This is a genomic window from Polaribacter staleyi (assembly GCF_038024045.1).
Taxonomy (GTDB): domain Bacteria; phylum Bacteroidota; class Bacteroidia; order Flavobacteriales; family Flavobacteriaceae; genus Polaribacter; species Polaribacter butkevichii.
Map to the genome: position 1 here is coordinate 3,834,505 of NZ_CP150665.1, position 20,548 is coordinate 3,855,052.

Annotated in this window: 9 protein-coding genes; 2 read left to right on the forward strand and 7 right to left on the reverse strand. The window is 32.6% G+C overall.

Annotation, left to right across the window (positions count from 1 at the left end; translation table 11 throughout):
* Positions 1-135 precede the first annotated feature (135 nt).
* From WHD07_RS16005 to WHD07_RS16035, 7 genes are all read right to left on the reverse strand, one after another.
* Complete coding sequence (locus WHD07_RS16005) at positions 136-1,473, reverse strand: sulfatase family protein (RefSeq protein WP_343329193.1); 1,338 nt, start codon at positions 1,471-1,473, stop codon at positions 136-138.
* Between the two features lie 103 nt (positions 1,474-1,576).
* A complete protein-coding gene (locus WHD07_RS16010) occupies positions 1,577-2,476 on the reverse strand; it encodes a DUF1735 domain-containing protein (RefSeq protein ID WP_343329194.1) in 900 nt (299 codons plus the stop codon).
* 17 nt (positions 2,477-2,493) lie between these two features.
* Positions 2,494-4,233, reverse strand: a complete 1,740-nt coding sequence (locus WHD07_RS16015) for a RagB/SusD family nutrient uptake outer membrane protein (RefSeq protein ID WP_343329195.1) — start codon at positions 4,231-4,233, stop codon at positions 2,494-2,496.
* An 18-nt stretch (positions 4,234-4,251) separates the two neighbouring features.
* On the reverse strand, positions 4,252-7,047 hold the full coding sequence (locus WHD07_RS16020; RefSeq protein ID WP_343329196.1) for a SusC/RagA family TonB-linked outer membrane protein: 2,796 nt from the start codon (positions 7,045-7,047) through the stop codon (positions 4,252-4,254).
* Positions 7,048-7,094: 47 nt separating this feature from the next.
* Positions 7,095-9,014 (reverse strand): RagB/SusD family nutrient uptake outer membrane protein, encoded by a 1,920-nt coding sequence (locus WHD07_RS16025; RefSeq protein ID WP_343329197.1) that lies wholly within the window; start codon positions 9,012-9,014, stop codon positions 7,095-7,097.
* Between the two features lie 11 nt (positions 9,015-9,025).
* Positions 9,026-12,106, reverse strand: coding sequence for a SusC/RagA family TonB-linked outer membrane protein (locus tag WHD07_RS16030; protein WP_343329198.1), 3,081 nt, complete (start codon positions 12,104-12,106; stop codon positions 9,026-9,028).
* Positions 12,107-12,317: 211 nt separating this feature from the next.
* Entirely contained in the window at positions 12,318-15,341 is a 3,024-nt protein-coding gene (locus WHD07_RS16035; RefSeq protein ID WP_343329199.1) for a glycoside hydrolase family 2 TIM barrel-domain containing protein, read from the reverse strand.
* A 348-nt stretch (positions 15,342-15,689) separates the two neighbouring features.
* Here WHD07_RS16035 and WHD07_RS16040 point away from each other — a divergent pair, with 348 nt between their 5' ends.
* Together WHD07_RS16040 and WHD07_RS16045 are read left to right on the forward strand one after the other, a co-directional pair.
* Positions 15,690-17,225 (forward strand): arylsulfatase, encoded by a 1,536-nt coding sequence (locus WHD07_RS16040; RefSeq protein WP_343329200.1) that lies wholly within the window; start codon positions 15,690-15,692, stop codon positions 17,223-17,225.
* 122 nt (positions 17,226-17,347) lie between these two features.
* Positions 17,348-20,290 (forward strand): alpha/beta hydrolase fold domain-containing protein, encoded by a 2,943-nt coding sequence (locus WHD07_RS16045; RefSeq protein ID WP_343329201.1) that lies wholly within the window; start codon positions 17,348-17,350, stop codon positions 20,288-20,290.
* Positions 20,291-20,548 lie beyond the last annotated feature (258 nt).

A 20,548-nucleotide genomic window follows, 5' to 3' on the forward strand; every position in this document is an offset into this window, starting at 1 on the left:
TATTTTTATGAATTTTATATATAATTGTGGTAGGTTTAGGGGAGTCGTAAATTGATCGCAAAAAAAAATCAGGATTAAATTTAGTCCTGATTTTTTTTATGGATAGAGTTTATATGTTACTCCTATTTTTTTAGTTTATTCAGATTTTGTAGTAACACCTTTTTTAACCTCTTTTTTCCATGCTTGCAGTTTCTGAGATAAAGTCTTTACCAATGCTGGATGTTTTGAACTTAGGTTGTTTTTTTCATTTACATCATCTAATAGGTTGTATAACTCTATGTTTTTTCCTTTTTTTGATTTTTTGGTAATCAATTTCCAATAGCCACTTCTAATATAACTTTTAGTACCTGCGCTAAAGAATACGTCTCTTTTAGGTAATTTCGTTTGATGTAATAAATTGTTTTTAACACTTATACCGTCTATTGTTTTTGCACTTGGTTTTTGGTTTATAAAGTCTAACAAAGTAGGTAATATGTCCATGGTGTAAATAACTTCTTTATTGATGCTGTTTTGAGAAATTTTATTTGGGTAACTAAAAATAGCAGGTACACGAGTTCCTCCTTCATAAGGGCCAGATTTATATCCTTTTAAACCTCCGTTATTACCAGATTTACTGGCTCCGTTGTCAGAAAGAAACCATATAATGGTGTTGTCATACTCTCCCGTTTCTTTTAACGATTGTACAATTTTGCCTACTCCTTCATCCATTACCTCAATCATTTCTTTGTAAATAGAAGCAATACTATCTTTAGGAATGCTTTTTGTTCCTGCTTTGCCAACCTCTCTTAAAATTTTATCGATACGTTTTTGATAAGGGTAATGAGGTGTTTCATGTGGTAAGTATAGAAAAAATGGTTTTCCTGTTTTCTTAGAATTATTTTCATAGATATACTTTACTCCATATTCCGTAATTAAGTCGGTAGAGTAGCCTTCTTCATTCTCTATTTTTTTGCCGTTCCACCAGTCTAAATAACCTTCTTGGTCTATATGTCCGTGATAATCTACATTACCGCTTACAAAGCCTTTAAATTCATCAAAACCCTGTAATGTAGGATTGTATTCTGTAGGATATCCAAGATGCCATTTACCAAACATAGCTGTATTGTAACCTTGTTTTTTAAACTCTTCGGCAATTGTTGTTTCTTTTAAGCTTAAACCAACATCTCTATGGCTTTTGGCCGTTATTACGCCATTTATACCAGTTCTTTGTTGGTATTTACCAGTCATTAATGCGGCTCTGGTAGGGCTACAAACAGCTCCGTTAGAATGGAAGTCTGTAAATTTTATTCCTTTGCTTGCTAGTAAGTCTAAATTTGGTGTTTTTACGGTAGGGTTTCCAAAGCACGAAATACCTCCATAACCTAAATCATCTGCCATAATTATAACGATGTTAGGATGTGGTGTTGTTGTATGCTGTCCATTACAAGAAAGACATAAAAAGGTTAGTTGTAATGTTAAAATTAATTTTTTCATTTTATATTTTTTCAATTAGAGGGATAACTATTCTTAAAAAAAGAAAACCTCTCATAAAGTGATTAACTTTTTTGAGAGGTTTTTTACTTATAAAATTTATCTTTTATAAATCATATTGGTTTACACCGTCTACAGTTCTGTTTCTAAATTCTAAGACATCGCTAGCTTTGTAGTTAGATCCATTAAAATCGAAAGAATAGTTTAGGATAATTTCTCTTGTAGTAGGGTTGTAGCTAGATCCTCCTTCATCAACAACAGTAACACCACCTGTTGCAGTATCAATTGCTATAGAATTATCTGCGGCAACAGTAATATTTAGTTTTTTATCGGCTCCTCTTAAATCTGCAAGACCATCATACACTAAAGTATTAGGACCTGCCATTGTTAATTCTAGAGCGTCTGTAATACCACCTGGGTAATCAATTGTTTCTACGGTAGTACCATCATCTTTTATAAATTGTCCTTTTTGTACATAGTTACCATATAATTGATTTATGTACGTAAAAGTAATTTTAGTTGATTTATAATCAACTAGAATAGAATCTGCTTTTACCACATCTTCTAAGGTAAAACCTAATGCATAATTGTTTCCTAAAGAAACAGGGTCATTTAAAAAGTTAATAGAATCTGCCTTTACATATACAAAACCTTGTGTTTTACCAGCAGGAATTATTATTTTGTTGTTGGCAGGGTTTCCTTCACCATCTACAAGTGTGTAGTAGTTGTCTGGTAATTTAGTACCTGGATCTAAAAGAGACTCATCTAAAGAGAAAGTTACTTCTACATCTTCTGTATTACTTAATCTACCACCTAAAACAACACCTACACCAATTTGCATACCTTCTCCCATAATAAAAGTACGGTCAATTGTTTCTTTAGGTAAGTATACCGATGTAAATTCAAATTCATTTTCTACAAAATCATCATAACATGATGTGATAGTTAACGTAATTATAGCCAATACCAATACTTTGGTAATAGATCTTAATTTATTATTTTTCATATTGTTTATGTTTAATTTTATTCCCATCCTTGGTTTTGTTTCAAATTGCTATTTAATAACAATTCTTCATAGGGTAAAGGTAAATAATAGTTTTTGTTTTGATAGCCTCTCTCTTCTACCGTTATGTTTTGGAAAGAAAAAGTGTCGTCGTTATTTTTAATAATTTTAACACCTTTAAGATCTTCTATTTTATCGATTTCTTTCCATCTTCTTAGGTCATGAAATCTTTCTCCTGTAAAACATAATTCTATACGTCTTTCTGATTTTAATAAATCTTTAAAAAGATTTAAGTCAGCGGCAGCGGTATTTAAATATGGGTCAGAAGATAAACCAGCTCTTAATCTTATTTTAGCTAATACTTCTTTTGCAGAGTAATTTAAACCTGCAGGTGCAGTTTCTGCTTGTCCATATCCTTCCACTACAGCTTCAGCGTAATTTAAATATACTTCTGTAAGACCTAATTGTACATATACTTTTGGTAATGTAGTAAGTGCGTTAATTGCAGAAGGGTCAAAGTTTAAGTTGTTTAAGTATTTTTTTAAGTAATATCCTGTTCTTGTTCCTTCGTTAGCAATAAATCCTCCAAAATTATCTAAACCTCCTTGATACGTTTGTAAAGGACTAAAGTCTGTACAGCTTTCAGATTCAAAACATTGATCTCCGTTGTAAAATATAAATTTATAAAATCTACGATCTCTAGAAGCATAAGGTGTCGTTGCATCATAAGTACTTGATGCATCTGTAATTGGGTATCCTTTAGAATCTGGAAAAGCATCTACTAAATTTTGAGATGGATTTACTTCTCCTTGACCATATAGAGTAGGAGGGTACAAACGAGTTTCTAATGAATTGTTGTTTCTAGAATTACGCATTCTCCAGATTTGATCTGGGTTGTCTTCTCTTTCATTATCAAAGGCTTGTAATGATTTTAAACCACCGTTAAGTTGAATAACTTCTTGTGCATATTCTGCGGCTAATTGCCATTTAGTAACATCGTTTGTTGGATTAAAAGCTGGACTCGCTGCAAATAAAGCAACCTTTGCTTTTAAAGCATAAGCAGCTAATCCACTTGCTCTACCTGTTTCTAGAGCACTAGTACCAGGGTTTGCATTATCTGCTCCTTCATAAATTAGTGGTAAATTATCGATAGCCACCTCTAAATCTTTCATAATTTGGTCAACACATTCATCGTATGTATTTCTACTTAATGATGCGTATTCTTCATTTTCTAAAACTTTATTTACAATAGGAAAACCAAGCATTGTTCCGTCTGCAGATGGACCACCATACGTTTTTAACAATTCCCATTCTGCCCAAGCTTTTAAGAAATGTGCTTCTCCGTAATACCTACTAATTATAATATCACTTAGAGGTGCGCTTGCTTCTGATTGTAAATATGGAAGCCCAGTATTATGAACCTCTTCTATGTATTGATAAATTTGTCTGATATTATGGTAAGATTGTTGCCAAATGTAATTGTAAGGATGACTTTCTGCTGGTCCCCAATTGTTATTTGCAAAATCTGTAGCAGAAGAGTTTAATACACCATTATCTGTTAAATATTCAGCAGAAAAGTCTGTAAAATATCTAAATGAGTAATCTGTATAAATATCTTCAATTAGACCTCTAGAACGTTGTCCGGAAGTTAAAACTTCTTCTTCTGAGGTGTATTGAATTGTATCTTCTAAAAAACTACTACATCCCGTAATGCTAAACATTACGATAATAATTGTTATTATGTTTTTAGTTAATTTCATCTTTTTATTTTTTACTTATTAAAAATTAATAGAAGCCCCGAAAGTGAAAGTTTTCGTCATAGCATATTCAGAAAAACCTCCATTCATGTTTTCTGGATCTAAATCTTTCATTTTACTAAATACAGCTAAATTACTTCCTCTTAAAAAGAGTTTTACATCAGCAAAAGGGCTATCAGAAATTATGCTGTCTGGTAAAGAAAAACCTAGTTCTACGTTTGCTATTTTAAAATAACTACCATCTACTAACCAATAGTCTGAGTTTTTGTTATTATTAATACTTGTTATTGTAGTTAACCTTGGGTTTGCATTTCCGTTAGGTAAATTGCTATTTACACTTCCGTAATAAGAACCTAAACCATCGTGTTGGTAATATGCATAAGAGTTAAGGTTAATATCATAACCTGTAACACCAACACCTAAAATATCTAAGTTTAATCCTTTATATTCAAAACCTACATTAATACCATAATTAATTCTAGGGTTACTGTTACCAATTGTTTTTGTATCTCTAGAGTCTATTACATTATCTCCGTTTAAATCAACATATTTTACATCGCCAATTTGTACATCACCAAATTGTGGTAAAGCGCTACCAATGTTTTCTGCTGTAAAAAGACCATCAGTTACATAACCTACAATATTATCTTGTGGTTGTCCTTGTTGCAATCTGTATGCATCTGGATATTGTACTTCTGCTATTTTTTCTCCAATAATTTTATTGTATCCTGCATTTGCACTAATGTGATATTTAAAATCATTGTGACTATCATTAAATGCAATGTTTGTGTTAAAACCTGTATTTCTACTTTCTTTAAAGTTTAATTGAGGTAAATACACATCGTTACCTAAGGCACTAGCATAAAGTTGACTTGCTTTTATTACTTGATTTTGAATTAAAATATTAAAGTAATTAAAGTCTAATCTTAATTTTTTAAACATTTGTAATTCTACACCTGCAAAGAATTGATTATACTCTACCCAGTCTATTGCCTCGTTACCTGTAGTATTTAAACGGTATCCTAATTCATCTTGAGAAGGGTTACCTGTAGTACCTAAGAAAGTAGTACCATTGTTTCTACCACCACTCCAAGTATCTAAATATAAAAGGGTAGTAAAACCATATTCTGTACCCACTTTTCCGTAAGAAGTTCTAAATTTTAGGTGATCGATAACTTTACTGTCTTTTAAGAAATTTTCGTTTGATGCTACCCAAGCAGCACCTACAGTAGGGTATAATTTAGTTTTATGATCATCTAAAAATCGAGAACTACTGCTAGAGTTTGCATTTGCAAAAAAGATGTATTTGTTATCTAAAGCATAAGATCCATTTAAATTTAATGTTATGTTACGCTGGTCTGTTTGGGCTGCAGTAATATTAGGTTGGTAGAACAAAAGGTGATTGAAATTTAAGTTTAAAATTCCTCTGTTCATTTCCTTAATATAACTAAGATTACTACCATAAGCAAAGTTTCTTTGAATACCAGCGTTAGATCTACCAACTGAAAGATCTAAGACTTCATTTTTATTCACTTTTAAAGCTAATGAATCTATGCCGTTCACATCTTGTAAGTTTTCTAATGTATACAAACCAGGAGTGTTGTTTGTAATTAATGAGTGTGCATTATAGGTTTTCATCATAATGTACGTGTCATAAGCAAGACCTGGTACAAATTTGTCTAGATCAAAATCGAAACCGATATCAAAAATCATATTTGCTGTATAATCGGTTCTTGTTCCACCAGCTTCTAGCTCAGATAATAAATTAGTTTGAAATTGGTTATTAACAACATATGCAGAGTCTCCAACCATAAGAGGAAATGCATTTGCTGGTGTGTTTGTAATCCATCTAAAGGTATCATCTGGTCCTAAAACAGGTCTGTCCATTTCGCCAAATTTACCATACACACTAGCATGTGCTTTAATTAAATCATTAATTTTAGTGCTAATTTTAGTTCTAAAAGTAATATCTCTACCGTCTATTTTAGAGCCAACTTTTTCTAAACCTTCATAATCTGAATATCCAAGAAAAGCACTGTATTTTACTTTGTCTGATGCTCCATATAAGTTTAAAGACATGTAGTTAGAAACCGCTAAGTTTGATAAAAATGTATCCTGAGCGTCTATGTTTGGAAAGTTAATAGGATCTGTTCCGTTTTTATAAGCTTCTATTGCTTCTGGGCTATAAACATCACCTAAACCATCATTATTAGAAGCCTTGTTTATTACTGTTGCATACTCTGAGGCAGATAATAAACTAGGTAAATTTGTAGGTGTATTATATGATGTTTGATAGTTTACTTCTATGACCGGTTTAGAAATTTTATTACCTTTAGTAATAACATAAATAAGACCATTATCACCTAAGTTACCTAATAAAGCATTAAAAGTAGCATCACTAAGTACAATAACTTCTTCTACATCCCTTAAGTCTACTTGCAATCCTCTTGGTTGTCCATCAATTAATACATTGGGTGTTCCACCATTTAATGTGTAAGAATAGCCACCTGATCCAGGAGTATTATTTGTTCTAGCAATTCTTAAACCAGGTACTCTTCCTTTTAAAGAGTTTATTAAATTATCTCCACCAGATTTTCTTAATTCATCACCAGAAACTCTAAATATAGTACCCGTTGTTTGGCTTATGTTAAAAACGCCAAATGGTGTTTTTAACATTTCATCATTGTTTTTTGTTTGAAGCGAATCTTGTGTTGCTAAATTATTTAACGTTGTAGTTTGAGCTACCCCAATATTTATAGCAAGAACATTAAGTACGCAGAAAACAAAACATTTTAGTTCTTTTATGGTTATTTTCATTTGTTTTATTTTAATTTTTTAAAGTATTGTATTTAAATAAGTACGTATTACCAACCATCTGTTTGTCTAAATGTAGGTACTGCCTCAATTTCTGAACTAGGAATTGGCCACCAGTAGTTTCTGTCTGTAAATGTTTTTTTCAAATCAGTTTGTTCTACATTTTCGAAACTAAATCCGGTAGGATAAATTGATGATGCTCCACCTTGCCAACGCATTTCTAAGAATTCAACTTTTAAGTTTTCTTCTAAGTGAGCTGTTTTCCATCTTCTCATATCATCGTATCTAAAACCTTCAAAACAAAGTTCTATAGCACGTTCATTTCTAATACGATCTCTTAAACCGTCTTTAGAGCCAGAATATGCTGCATTTACATTTGGCATTCCTACTCTGTTTCTAATTTTATTTACGGCATCTAGTGCTGTTAAACTTGCACCTGGCGCGGTACCACCCGGACCATAAGCCTCATTGGCAGCTTCTGCATAGTTTAAATAGATTTCTGCCATTCTAAAAACACTATTATTTACATAAAAATCTAAAGAACCTTTCCAACCTTGTGTTAAAAAGTATCCATTAGGAAGCCACTTTCTAATTTTTAAACCAGTTTTGTTTTTAACTTGCCATTCTCTATTAGTAGGAGTGTTTGGGTCACGAAAATCAAAACCTAGTTTACCTTCTTCATTTATAATTGCTAAATCTGTAACACCTGTTTTGTTTGTTGGTGCAGATGTTGTAACCGTCCAAGGCACACCATCAAATAAAATAGCATTGTAAAATCTAGGATCTCTGTTTATAAATGGTTCTTGCTCATTGTAAGAAGGATCGTCTTTTATAGGTAAACCATTTTTAGTTTCAAATTTTTCAGCAAAATTAGCTAAGGCTCCAATACCCATCGGGCTATTATTACCTTTTACAATATCAAAACCAACTGTTAAATAAGTTCTAGGTAACGGAACTAAAGTACCACCACCACCAGCTGTAAAGTCATTTACTTCCATAAATATTACCTCTTGAGGAAGTGTTTTAGATTTTCCGGGTCCTACAAACAGACTTCTGTAAGGTTGTAATTCTTCTGGTTCTGGGTTAAAAAGATCTGTACCATTATGACTAACATCTATGCTATTTGCATTAGGAGCACTTGCAAGAGTGTATAAACCATTATTGTTAGCAAAATTAATTAAGTCAGCAGCAGCAGTAGCGGCATCTATCCAAGGTTGCTGATCATTTGTTGTGTTAATTAACGGACTTGCAGCAAATAAGGTTACTCTAGATTTTAATGCCATAGCAGCACCTCGTGTAGGTCTTCCTAAATCTTCTGATGTTCTATGAATTGGAAGTAAGTTTATGGCTGTTTCTAAGTCTTCTAGCATATTTGCTAAATTACTTTCATACGTTTCTCTTTCTTGATCAAAAGGGTTATTAAGGTTTAAGTTTTCTTTTAAATAAATAAGCCCACCATGACGCTTAGTTAATAAATGATAAAAATAAGCTCTTAAAAAATAAGCTTCTCCTTTTAAGCCATTAATGGTTTCTTCATCAGAATTTGCTATTTTGGCGCTATTTGCTAAAAAGCTATTTACAGTATTAATTCCTTTCCAAGATTCATAATATCTAGAAACAAAGTTAGGTGTTTGACCTTGACCAACTGCACCATTAAGATTCATTAAACTTAAATAATCTGATGTTGCATAAGAAAAATATCTTTGAGGTACATTGTTGTTATGTCTTGCAGGATATGCTTCTCCAGACATTGTCATTGCCGGAAGAATATCTGGGTTATTAGATTTAGCACTTACTTCTGTTATTAAGTTTGTGTAAGCTCCATTCAAAAAATTTCTAGCCAAACGAATATCACTAAAAACATCGTTTTGGTCTAACCCTTCGAAATCTTGTTCTTTTTCTAAATAATCCTCGCAGCTAAATAAAAGAGTCGCTAAGATTAAAATAAATGTATATTTTGTTGTTTTCATATTTTTTATTTTTAAAAGCTAATATTTAGACCTAGGTTAATTCTTTTTAATAATGGGTAAGAACCAGGAGAGTTTCCTTCTGGATCTGCATATTTCATGTCAGAAAAAGTAAGAAGATTGGTACCACTAAGGTATAGTTTAAAAGATTTTATGCTTTCATTGTTGTCCATATTAAAGTTATAACCAAGGTTTACACTTCGTAATTTAATATAGTCTAAACTAATAATTCTAGCAGTTGTACCTGCAACTAAATTAGGGTCTACAGAATTTGCATGTAATGCAGGGTATCTAGCATCTGTATTTGTAGGAGTCCAATAATCTAAATGTTCTAGACGACCTGCTGCATTTCCACTAGGCAATGCATATGCTAAACTAGCATTCTCAAGACCTTTATGTCCTTCAATACCGTTAATTAAGGCGCTAAGAGACCAGTTTTTGTAAGATCCGTTTAATTTTATACTATAACTATGTTGCGGTGCTTTAGGTAAATCGAATCTTATTTGATCTTCTAAGTTTGTACCTACTACTGTACCATTTGCGTTATAATCGATATATCTATAATCTCCTAAACCAGGGTTTCCTGCGTAAATAGGATAATTTACTAATTCATCTATATTTTGAAAATATCCATCTGTTTGTAATAATGATGAGGCACCAGATGGTTTACCAGCTATTTTAGTATATTCTGGGGTTCCTGGACCATCTGCAGCACTTACTAAAACACGGTTTTCATAAAACGAATAAATAGCAGTTGCAGAATATTTAAATCCACCTTGTGTTTTATTTTTATAAGTTAATGATGCTTCAAAACCATGGCTTTCAGAAGCACCTAAGTTAGCAAAAGGTAATGCTACACTAGAACCGAGATATGCTGGTACTGTTGCAGATGGTCTGCTAATAAGGTCTGTTCTTTCTTGTTTAAAGACTTCGATTTCTCCTGATATTTTGTTTTGGAATAATCCAAATTCAAGACCTAAATTTTGTGTTGTAACTGTAGACCATGTTAACAATTCGTTACCTAGTTGCGTTTCTTTAACTACTGATAAACGACTAGTATCACCTTCACCAAAGTAATATCTATAAGTTTCTCTTGGGTTTGCGGTGTCGTAAAAACTTAAATATTGCCAACGTTGATATTCTGTAGGATTTGTATTAGCAATTTTTAAACCTGCTTTACTACCTGTTTTACCATTAGAGTATCTAAGTTTAAAATTATTAAGAGCTGGTATGGTTTCTTTTACCCATTTTTCTTTAGCAAGATTAATACCTACAGAATACGAAGGGAAAAATTTAAATTTTTGCCCCGTATAAAACGTTTCATCTCCATTATAAGAGCCGTTAAATTCTATAAAATATTTAGAATCGTAGTTGTAACGAGCAATACCAACCCAAACCTCTTCAAAATAAGGGAATGTTGTATTGTTAATTCTTTTGTTACGGCTAAAAGCAGCTAAACCAGTTACACTATGCTTACCAAAAGAACGCTTATAATCTAATTGTGCTTTTTTATAAGAAATTTCTTGAGTACTACTAATACTTTCGTTTCCTAAATTATAGTCAAAAGGACGTTCATAATCAGGTCCCTCAAAAGAATCCCAAGTTCCGTCAGGTAATAAATCATATTTATCGAATCTTGTTTCTAAACTAGAGTCAAATGAAATACTACTAGAAGTTTGGTAATTACTTATATAATTATATTTTCCTGTAAATGTTAAACCTTCAGTAATAAAATCTAAGTCTTGTTCTAACTGAAAATCAATAGAGAAAATAGTTTTTAAGTTATTTGTAGATCCAACTGTGTTGGTTCCTATTGTAGTACTTATCGGAAATCTTACCTCTGCTAATCCCGGATAATTTGGGTCTGGGTATTGTTCCATAACCTCTGCAGGATAGTAAGGTACACCACTACCAGGAGCAATTGTAAATAATCCTAAGAAGCTGTTGTTACCTTTTGTTTTATTTTGGTCTTCTATACGGCTACTTACACTAGTTTTTAATCTAGTAGTTTTAGATAAAGTAAAATCTAAGTTACCTCTAAAAGAATATCTTTCAAATTTATATTCAGGGTCGAAATTAAAAAATTTCTCTGATCTTGTAATATCTCCTTCTTGTAAATACCCTGCAGAAGCGTAGTATTTTACAGATTCTGTACCACCTCTTACAGAAATGGATTGATTAAAACTAGTTACAAAATCTTTTGTAGTATAATCTACCCAATCTGTGTTTGGAAATATGTATGGTAAATCACCATCTCTGTAGTGATTTAAATCTGATTGAGAAGTAAAACCACTGTCAAAAGCAGCATCATTATAAATACCAACATTACGAGCGCTTTGTGCAGTAAAAGCATCTAAAGAATCATAAGAGTCTGGATATAATTTTACAGCAACTTCACTAGTAATACTTACAACAGGTTTTCCTATTTTACCTCTTTTAGTGGTAATAATAATAACACCATTAGCACCTCTAATACCATAAACAGCAGTTGCAGCACCATCTTTTAGTGTACTTATACTTTCTACATCTCTTGGGTCTATATTAGAGAATCCCCCAACTACTTCAACTCCATCTACTAATATTAATGGATTTGCGTTACCACGAATATAGATTTCACCATCATCTTCACCAGGTTGTCCTGAGCTTTGTACAATGTTAAGACCGGCAGAAAGACCACTTAAAGCGTTGGTAATGTTTGCAGCACCAGATTGTACTATTTCTGTACCTTTTACTTGGCTAATTGCTCCTAAGACACTTTCTTTCTTTTGAGAGCCATAACCTACAACCACAATTTCGTCTAATTGAGCTGCATTTTCTTTCATTACTATATTTATGGTTTTTTGAGAGTCTACAACAACATCTTCTTCCTTGTACCCTAAATATAAAAATCTAAGTACATCTCCTTTTTTTGCTGCAATTTTATAATTTCCATCAAAATCAGTAACAACTCCAATGGTTGTGCCCTTAATCATAATACTAACACCAGGGAGTGGCATTTGTGTTTCATCTGTCACTGTTCCTGAAATTTTGGATTGCGACCAAATTGAAACCAGACTAAAACAGCACAGTAAAAGTGTAATTATCTTTAATTTCATAATTTAATTAGTTTTTAGTTTATTCATTTTGAGTATAATGTTTGCATAAAATATCATGTGTACAAAATTAACCTCTTTATATGTTCTTTTTTTCTCAATTAAGGGGGTCAAATGTTACAGAAATGTTAACAGATTACCTTAATTAGTTGTATTAAAGTGAGTTGTGTTTTTTGTGTTTTTTAGGGGGATATTTTTAGAGGTTAATAATTATTTAGTTAATTGTAATCTCATCGATAGAAATTATATGGTTATTTAGAGCTTCTAATTTGATAGTATTAGCTCCACGATCTATTTTAATAGAAACTTTTACGCTTTTCCAAGATCTATCAATAGCACCTGTATTTGGTAAAAGAAGTTTGTTTTTTACCACTTTTCCGTTTACGGTAACTTTTATAAAATTACCTGGTGCGTTGTCTGTTTTAGAGCTATATCTAATGTGTAAATCTGCATTACCCGCACCTCCATCATTTTCTTGATACCAAGAAATAGAAGCGCCTTTTTTAGCCATAATAACAAAGCCTTTTCCTTTAAAATCTTTTCCTTTTGATGAAATACTTGCTTTGTTTAATGTAGCTTCTTCTGCTTGTTCTCCTATTTTTCCATCATCCTTTGCTGTTTCATTCCAAGTAAAGCCTTCGGATTTTCCAAATTTTTCTTCTAAAATTTGCGTTGGTTTACCATCAACTACTACCAATGCTTTTACCGTAGTTTCTAATTGAATGTTAAAACTACTATTATACAAGGTAGATTTTTCTGTAGGTGTTGTTCCGTCTGTAGTGTAGTAAATAGCTATTTTTGGGTTGATTTTATCACCTCTTAAATTGATGATTTTAGAATCTATACTAACTTTGTTTGAAGTAATTAGTTTCTTTTCTCCTAAAATACTACTTGCTAATAAGTTGATGTTTCCTGAAGAATTTGTGCTTGTGATGTAAGCACGTGTTAACCCGTAAAATGCTTTTCTGTGATTAGGTCCTACATGCTGCTCTACATCAACAGGACTTCCGTTGTCTAAAGCTTTAATGCTACCTGATCCAAAGACATTAAAAAAGGTTCTGTTTTCTCCGTATGGATAAAAAGCTCCGTTGTTATCTGTTGTAGTTACACGAACCTGAACAATATCATCTTTAATAGTATCTAATGTTTCACCATCTACAGAAAGTGCAATTTTAGAAGGTTGATTTGCTGTTTTTATAATTTCTTCAGAAACTACTTTTCCGTTTTTATATCCAACTGCTTTTAAAGTTCCTGGTTTCCATTTTACCAACCATTGCGTTTGCATTTTTTCCCATTCAGTACCTGGTTGTTGTTTTCCTAATGATTTTCCGTCAAAAAACAACTCTACTTCATCGCAATTAGAATATACCCAAACCGGAATTTCTGTACCTAACGCAATTTTTGGATGTGTCCAATGTGGTAATATGTGTACCATTGGTTTGGTAGTCCACTGACTTTGGTATAAGTAATACAAATCTTTTTCAAAATTGGCTAAATCAATGGCGCCTCCCATAAAAGCTCTAAATGGCCAACCACCGTGTACGTATCCTGCTTCTCCAATATAATCGTGACCCGTCCAACGGAAAGAACCTGCATACGCAGGTATATCTCTTAACTGAGCAATATTTAAACGAGACGATACTCTTACAGTAGCATTGTCGTAACTAGAGTTAAAAATTTGTTTTCTGTTTTTTCTATCTGCTTGGTCTACCCAATCATGCGTAAACACTTCTTCTTTTGTTAAATCTGCAATGGCATAAGGTCTTTGGTTTTTGTTAGGAAAACCATCTCTAAACCACGTTTTTGTTCTATAATATCCTCTTACTTGCCATGTATGCGTGTTTTCTGTACCGATAAAAACTTTTCCTTTCTGATTTTTTTCTAAGTTCTCTAAGAAACCTTTCTTTTCACTTCCTCCATTTACACCTAAAACATTCATTTCGTCCGAACCAGAATGTCCAGAAGTTACAGGGCGAGTAGGATCTAAAAGATTGCATTCTGCTACCAAATCTTTAGCAATTGCTCCACGAGTTTCGTTACCAACACTATAAATAACAATAGATGGGTGGTTTCTATCTCTTTTAATCCAATCGGTTAAATCTTTTTTCCACCATTTGTCAAAATGATGCGCTCCATAATCGTTTTTGGCTTTTTTCATCCATCCATCAAAAATTTCATCCATCACTAGCATTCCTAATTCATCACAGATGTCATAAAATTCTGGTGTTTGTGGGTTGTGCGCTGTTCTAATAGCATTTACGCCCATATTTTTTAACTGCTGAATTCTAAATTTTAAAATTTTATAAGGCACTGCGGCACCTAAAGCTCCGGCATCTTGGTGATTACAAACACCTTGTAGTTTAACGTTTTTACCGTTAATCCACATTCCTGTTTCAGTTTTCCAAACAATATCTCGTACACCAAATTTAGTTTCTACAACATCTACTGTGTTTTTACCAATTAATAATTCTGTTTTTAAAGTATATAGATATGGCGATTCTGTAGACCAAAGGTTTGGATTCTGAATTTCTAAATCGGTTTTAAGAAGTGCTTTCTTGTCTAGTTTAACTTTGTCTTTGGTTGTAGCAACTACCTTTCCATTTTTATCAACAATAGAAGTAATCACTTTAACCTTTTCACAACTATCGTCTTTGTTAGATAATGCTGTTTCTACCAAAACTTTACCACCTTCGGTTCTAACAAAGATACCATCTCTGTCAATTTGTGTATTGTTTTTGATGTCAATCCAAGTATGTGCGTAAATTCCGCTACCTGTATACCAACGTGCAGAGGGTTGCTTGTCATTATCAACACGCACTGCAAACGTAATGGTTTTTGATGTTGCAACAGCTTCTGTAATATCATAAGCAAAAGAAACCCATCCGTAAGGTCTGGTTCCTAGTTTTTTACCGTTAGCCCAAACAGTACTATTCATAAATACACCATCAAAAGCAATTTCTACTTGCTTTCCTTTCCAATCTTTTGGTACAGTAATGGTTTTTCGATACCATCCAAAACCAGCAGGTAAATATCCGCATTGTGCACCCATTGGGTTGCTTTCATCGTACTCACCCTCAATACTCCAATCATGAGGTAAGTTTAAAGTTCTCCAAGAAGCATCGTTAAAATTAATTTGCTCTGCTCCGGTAATATCTTGTTGTATAAATTTCCAATCAGTATCAAAAGAAAGCCTTTCTACGATATTTTTATTAGGGTTGTTTTTATTCGCATATCCCAAAGTAAGGAAGCAGAGGAAAAAAAGTGATGTGAGATTTTTGAGGCTCATTGTTTGTTATCTTTTTAGGTAGTTTCTATTATAAAGAGACAAAAATACCCATTACATAAGTTTGTTGCATTTCAAAATTTACCCACATATGTTGCAAAAGAGCAATTATTTTCTAAAAATGGTAATATATGTAGTTTTTTTATTTTTTTAAGTAAAATAGAGTGTGTATCGTAACATTCTATACCCTTTATTGAGAAGTTTGTAACAAAAAATCAACTTAAGTTTGTGTCAAGCAGAAAATTGTAATGTTTCTGTGGGTAATAATGTATAAAAAGTAAAATAATCTTCAATTAAAAGGAAATGATAAAATTAAAATATTCAGTATCACTTTTAGCAATTGTATTCATGTTGTTTTTTAATGTCAGTTGTAAAAGTAAAAACCAAAATTCTTTAAAAAAGAATGCTGTAGAAAACAAAAAACCAAATATTGTTATTATATATCTTGATGATTTAGGGTATGGAGATTTAAGTTCTTACGGTGCCACAGAATTAAAAACCCCAAATATAGATGCGTTGGCAAAAGGAGGTATAAAGTTTACAAATGGATATGCTACTTCTGCAACATGTACACCTAGTAGGTATGCATTGTTAACGGGAGTTTATCCTTGGAGAAATAAAGATGCTAAAATTTTACCAGGAGATGCACCTCTATTAATTAGCACAAAACAACAAACATTACCAAAAATGCTTTCTAAAGTTGGTTATCAAACGGCTATTATTGGTAAATGGCATTTAGGTTTGGGATCTGGTAATGTAAATTGGAATGAAACCATAAAACCAAGTCCAAATGAAGTTGGTTTTGATGAGTCTTATATTTTGGCAGCAACACAAGATAGAGTGCCTACCGTATATATAGAAAATGGAAATGTTGTAAATCTAGATAAAAACGATCCTATAGAAGTTAATTATAAAAAGAATTTTAAAGGAGAGCCTACCGCAAAATCAAATCCAGAGATGACTACAATGAAATGGCATCATGGGCATAACAATAGTATTGTAAATGGTATACCAAGAATTGGATATATGAAAGGTGGTGAAGCTGCAAAATGGAGCGATATTGATATGGCAGATCATTTTTTAGGAAAAGCACAAAATTATATCAAAACACATAAAGAAAATCCATTTTTTCTTTACTATGCTATGCAGCAACCTCATGTACCAAGAACGCCACATCCTAGATTTGCAGGTAAATCTGGTATGGGACCAAGAGGAGATGTTATTTTAGAAGCAGATTGGTGTATTGGTGAGTTTATAAAAACGTTAGAAGAAGAAGGGGTTTTAGAAAACACATTAATTGTTTTTTCTAGTGATAATGGCCCTGTTTTAAATGATGGTTATTATGATGATGCTGTAGAGAAATTAGGAAATCATGACCCCAAAGGAGGATTAAGAGGAGGAAAGTATAGTCTGTTTGAAGCTGGAACTCGTGTGCCTTTTATTACTTATTGGAAAAACCATATAAAGCCAGGTGTTTCAGATGCTATTGTGTGTCAAATAGATTTGATGGCTTCTTTAGGAAACTTAGTTGGTATTGAAGAGAATACAACAGATAGTAAAGATTTATTACTTTCTTTTTTAGGCGAATCTGCAACAGGTCGTGATCATTTAATTTTAGAAGCAAAATCTAATACAGCATTAAGAAGCGGAGAGTGGATTATGATTCCGCCTTACAAAGGTGGGGCTATGAATAAAAAAGTAGGTACAGAAACAGGCGTTTCTTTAGAATATAAACTTTACAATATTAAAAAAGATGTTGGTCAACAAACTAATTTGGCAAAAGAAAATCCAGCGAAATTAAAAGAACTGATTAAGGTTTTTGAAAAATTAAAAAAATAGATAAAATGTTCTAGCTGTTACAAAATAGCTAGAACAATACATTTAGAGTTTCCCTTAACAAGAAGAGTAGTTGCATTAAAAAGGCAAAAAAGGAAATAAGAACACATATAAAATCAGAACTAATGAAAACGAAACTGTTATTTCTAATAGCATTATTTTTTGCTATTCATAATTATGCACAAGACACACCTTGTGGCACGATAGTAAACAATACATTTGATACCGATGGAGCTTTACCAGAAGGGTGGACAGAGTATAATACATCTGGTAGAGTAACTGTTGCAGCTGGTAAACTTAAGTTTAATCACAATACAACAAAACCATCGGTGTACCATACGTTTAGTCCTGTTACAAGCAATTCTAATTTTTCTTTTGATGTTTCTGCATCACGAAGTTCTGTAAATTGTCAAATACACTTGGTGTCATCTACAGGCAAGTATTTGTCTAGTATTGCAGTAGGTGTAAAAACAGCATCCATAAAATATGCAACTTCAATATCTTCTGGAGGTGTTCCAACTGATTTTACTGATGGCGAACCTAAGGTAAGTTTAAAGACGAATACGGTGTATACTGTTTCTGCTCAAGTTGATTTTGCTACAAAAAAAGTTGCTTTTTATGGTAATGGAGAATTAATGGCGGCTGATATTCCTTTTCTAGAAGCAGCAGAGGATATTGCTAAAATTGATATCCAATTAATTTATATGTATGCCAATAATGGTCAATTTTATTTTGATAATTTTTCATTGATAAGTGGCGATGCAAATCGGTTGCTTTTAACAAATAATACCGTTGCTGCAAGCACATTAATCAATACTGCTTCTATTGGTACTAATTATGATCAATATCCACAAGCAGCTGTAGATGCTTTTCAACAAGCAATTGACAATGCAAATAGCGTACTTGATAATTGTGATTCAGCAGCTAATATTATAGATGATGCTGTTACCAACCTTCAAGCTGCTCAAGAAGCATTTACTGCTGCAAGAGTAAACGGTTTGGTATTGGCGTTAAGAAATGATACAGGTATTATAGAAGATAATTTAGGATCAGTTATTCGTTGGGAAAACCAAGTAGAAGGATTCGGTGATGCAACTCAAAGCATTAGTGCTCTTGGAGGTGAGCAATTACAAGAAACATATCCAGGAAAAGTAACTGTTGGCTTTAATAAAGACGGATCATTCCTAGAGTTAGAAGGTACAAATACAGCGGTATCAGACAATACATTTAGTTTTTCTTATGTAGGTAAAGCAAACCCTGTAAACAGAGCATCTTCTTTAATAGGAAATTATGAGATTGATGGTGCTTGGAATAAAATATCTGGAGTAAGGATTGTAAAGTTAATAGACGGTACTATCAATTTACAATATGGTACTCCTGGATTAAAAATTGTAACATTAGGGTCTATTCCTAGTGATGATTATTTCTTTATTGGTTTTTCTATGGATGTATCAGGGAATTATACATATTTTGATAGTAGTTCTCCAGAGGTTAAAGAAGGCACATTAAGTGTTAAAATCTTACAAAACAGTTCAAATTTTCAATTAAATCTTTTTAATGATATTGATGGACCAAAAACATACGACCATACAGAGGTTGTAGAAGTCTCTTTGTATGATGAAACACTTAGTACAACTGATTTTCAAAATGAATTTACAAGATTAACTACAGAATATCCAGAATTAGTAAAAGGCGAATTTTCTGTGACAGAAGTATTACCTGCTGTACGTACAAACTTACCAGTTACATCTAGTATTACAGTAACATGTGATCAACCGATAGAACCAACATCTATTTTTCCAAAAATTTACATCAATAAAAGCGAAACAGCAGCAGATGGTAATTGGGTTTTATCACCAGCTAACACACTTACGTTTACACCAAGTTCAAATTGGCCATATAAGGCATTGGTAACTGTAGAAATAGATGAAGGTTTAAAATCTACAGATGAAGTTTCTGTGGATATGTCTAAAGCAACTAAATACAATTTTATTGTAGAAACAGATGAAAATTTTGGAGCTTCAGAAAACATCGAATTCACATCAATTGCTACGGTAGATTTTCCTCAAGTAGGACATACTTTAGGCTTAAAAATGAATTTACCAACCAATAGAGAACACAAAGTGCCAGTACATTTTTGGATACATGGTGGTGGTTGGTCTGGAGGAACTGCAGCTGCATCTGCAGGATCTTATTCTCCTCATGGAGAGTATTTAGCAGAAAATTTAGGAATAGCAACTTTAGGAGTTGGGTATAGATGTTCTGGTTCTAGCGGAACGTTTTCGTTAGCAATGGAAGATCTTGCTGCTGCTTATCAGTGGGCTGTAGACAATGCAGATACCTACAATTTTGATATGACCAAAGTATTTTTTAGTGGAGGTTCTGCGGGTACTCCATTAGCAGCCTTAGCATCACAAAAATATGCTGGAGTAATTGGTTTTATAGGTTTCAACGGAATTTATGATTTTGTAAATGATGCAGGAGATTTTGGTGTCGGAAATTGGTATAAGCAGAATGTACCTAGTGAAACTGCAAATTCTCCAATTTTTAATCTGGCAACTCCACCACCAGCAACTATTATGATGCATGGTGATGCAGATACCACAAAATCACATACACAAAGTACTCGTTTTGCTGATGCTATAAATGCTGCGGGAGGAGAAGCAGAAGCAGTAATATACCCAGGAGAAGTACATGCCTTTTTTAATCCAGGAAAACCTGCGTATGAAGATGTTTTAATTGAAATGGTCAACTTTATAAATGGCGTACTTAATAAACAAAGTTTAAGTGTTTCAGAGGTTAATATTGATGATCAAATAATGGTGTATCCAAACCCTGTAAAAAAAGGAGATACACTTACGTTACAATTAAATTCAAAATTTACTGCAGATAAATTAGAAACTCAAATCATCAATTATTTAGGTCAAATAGTTATCCAGAAAACTCTGTATCCAAACCGAGATGCAAACACTATTAAAATTGGTACTAAGAATCTAAAAAAAGGAGTTTACATTTTAAAAACAGTACAGCAACAACGTCCTAAAACGTTAAAATTTGTAATCCAATAGTTAAGAAACAACCATTATTAAACTGTTTATCATCAATAAACAGTTTAATTCTATCCATATTAGGTATAGCCTATTAAAGTCCGAATACACAGCAAAATAAAATATGGGACGAAATAGAAAAGGTGAAAACGAAGCGCCTTGTTTGGTTTACAAATGATCGTTTTGGAATGTTTATGCATTGGAGAACTTACTTGTAAGTACTATGTGATAAAAGGAGAAAATGATATCAAATTTAATCAAGATTATAAACGACAAACA

Coding starts and splice junctions, on each gene's coding strand:
- WHD07_RS16005 (WP_343329193.1), bottom strand. CDS start 1,473: ATGAAAAAATTAATTTTAACATTACAACTAACCTTTTTATGTCTTTCT.
- WHD07_RS16010 (WP_343329194.1), bottom strand. CDS start 2,476: ATGAAAAATAATAAATTAAGATCTATTACCAAAGTATTGGTATTGGCT.
- WHD07_RS16015 (WP_343329195.1), bottom strand. CDS start 4,233: ATGAAATTAACTAAAAACATAATAACAATTATTATCGTAATGTTTAGC.
- WHD07_RS16020 (WP_343329196.1), bottom strand. CDS start 7,047: ATGAAAATAACCATAAAAGAACTAAAATGTTTTGTTTTCTGCGTACTT.
- WHD07_RS16025 (WP_343329197.1), bottom strand. CDS start 9,014: ATGAAAACAACAAAATATACATTTATTTTAATCTTAGCGACTCTTTTA.
- WHD07_RS16030 (WP_343329198.1), bottom strand. CDS start 12,106: ATGAAATTAAAGATAATTACACTTTTACTGTGCTGTTTTAGTCTGGTT.
- WHD07_RS16040 (WP_343329200.1), top strand. CDS start 15,690: ATGATAAAATTAAAATATTCAGTATCACTTTTAGCAATTGTATTCATG.
- WHD07_RS16045 (WP_343329201.1), top strand. CDS start 17,348: ATGAAAACGAAACTGTTATTTCTAATAGCATTATTTTTTGCTATTCAT.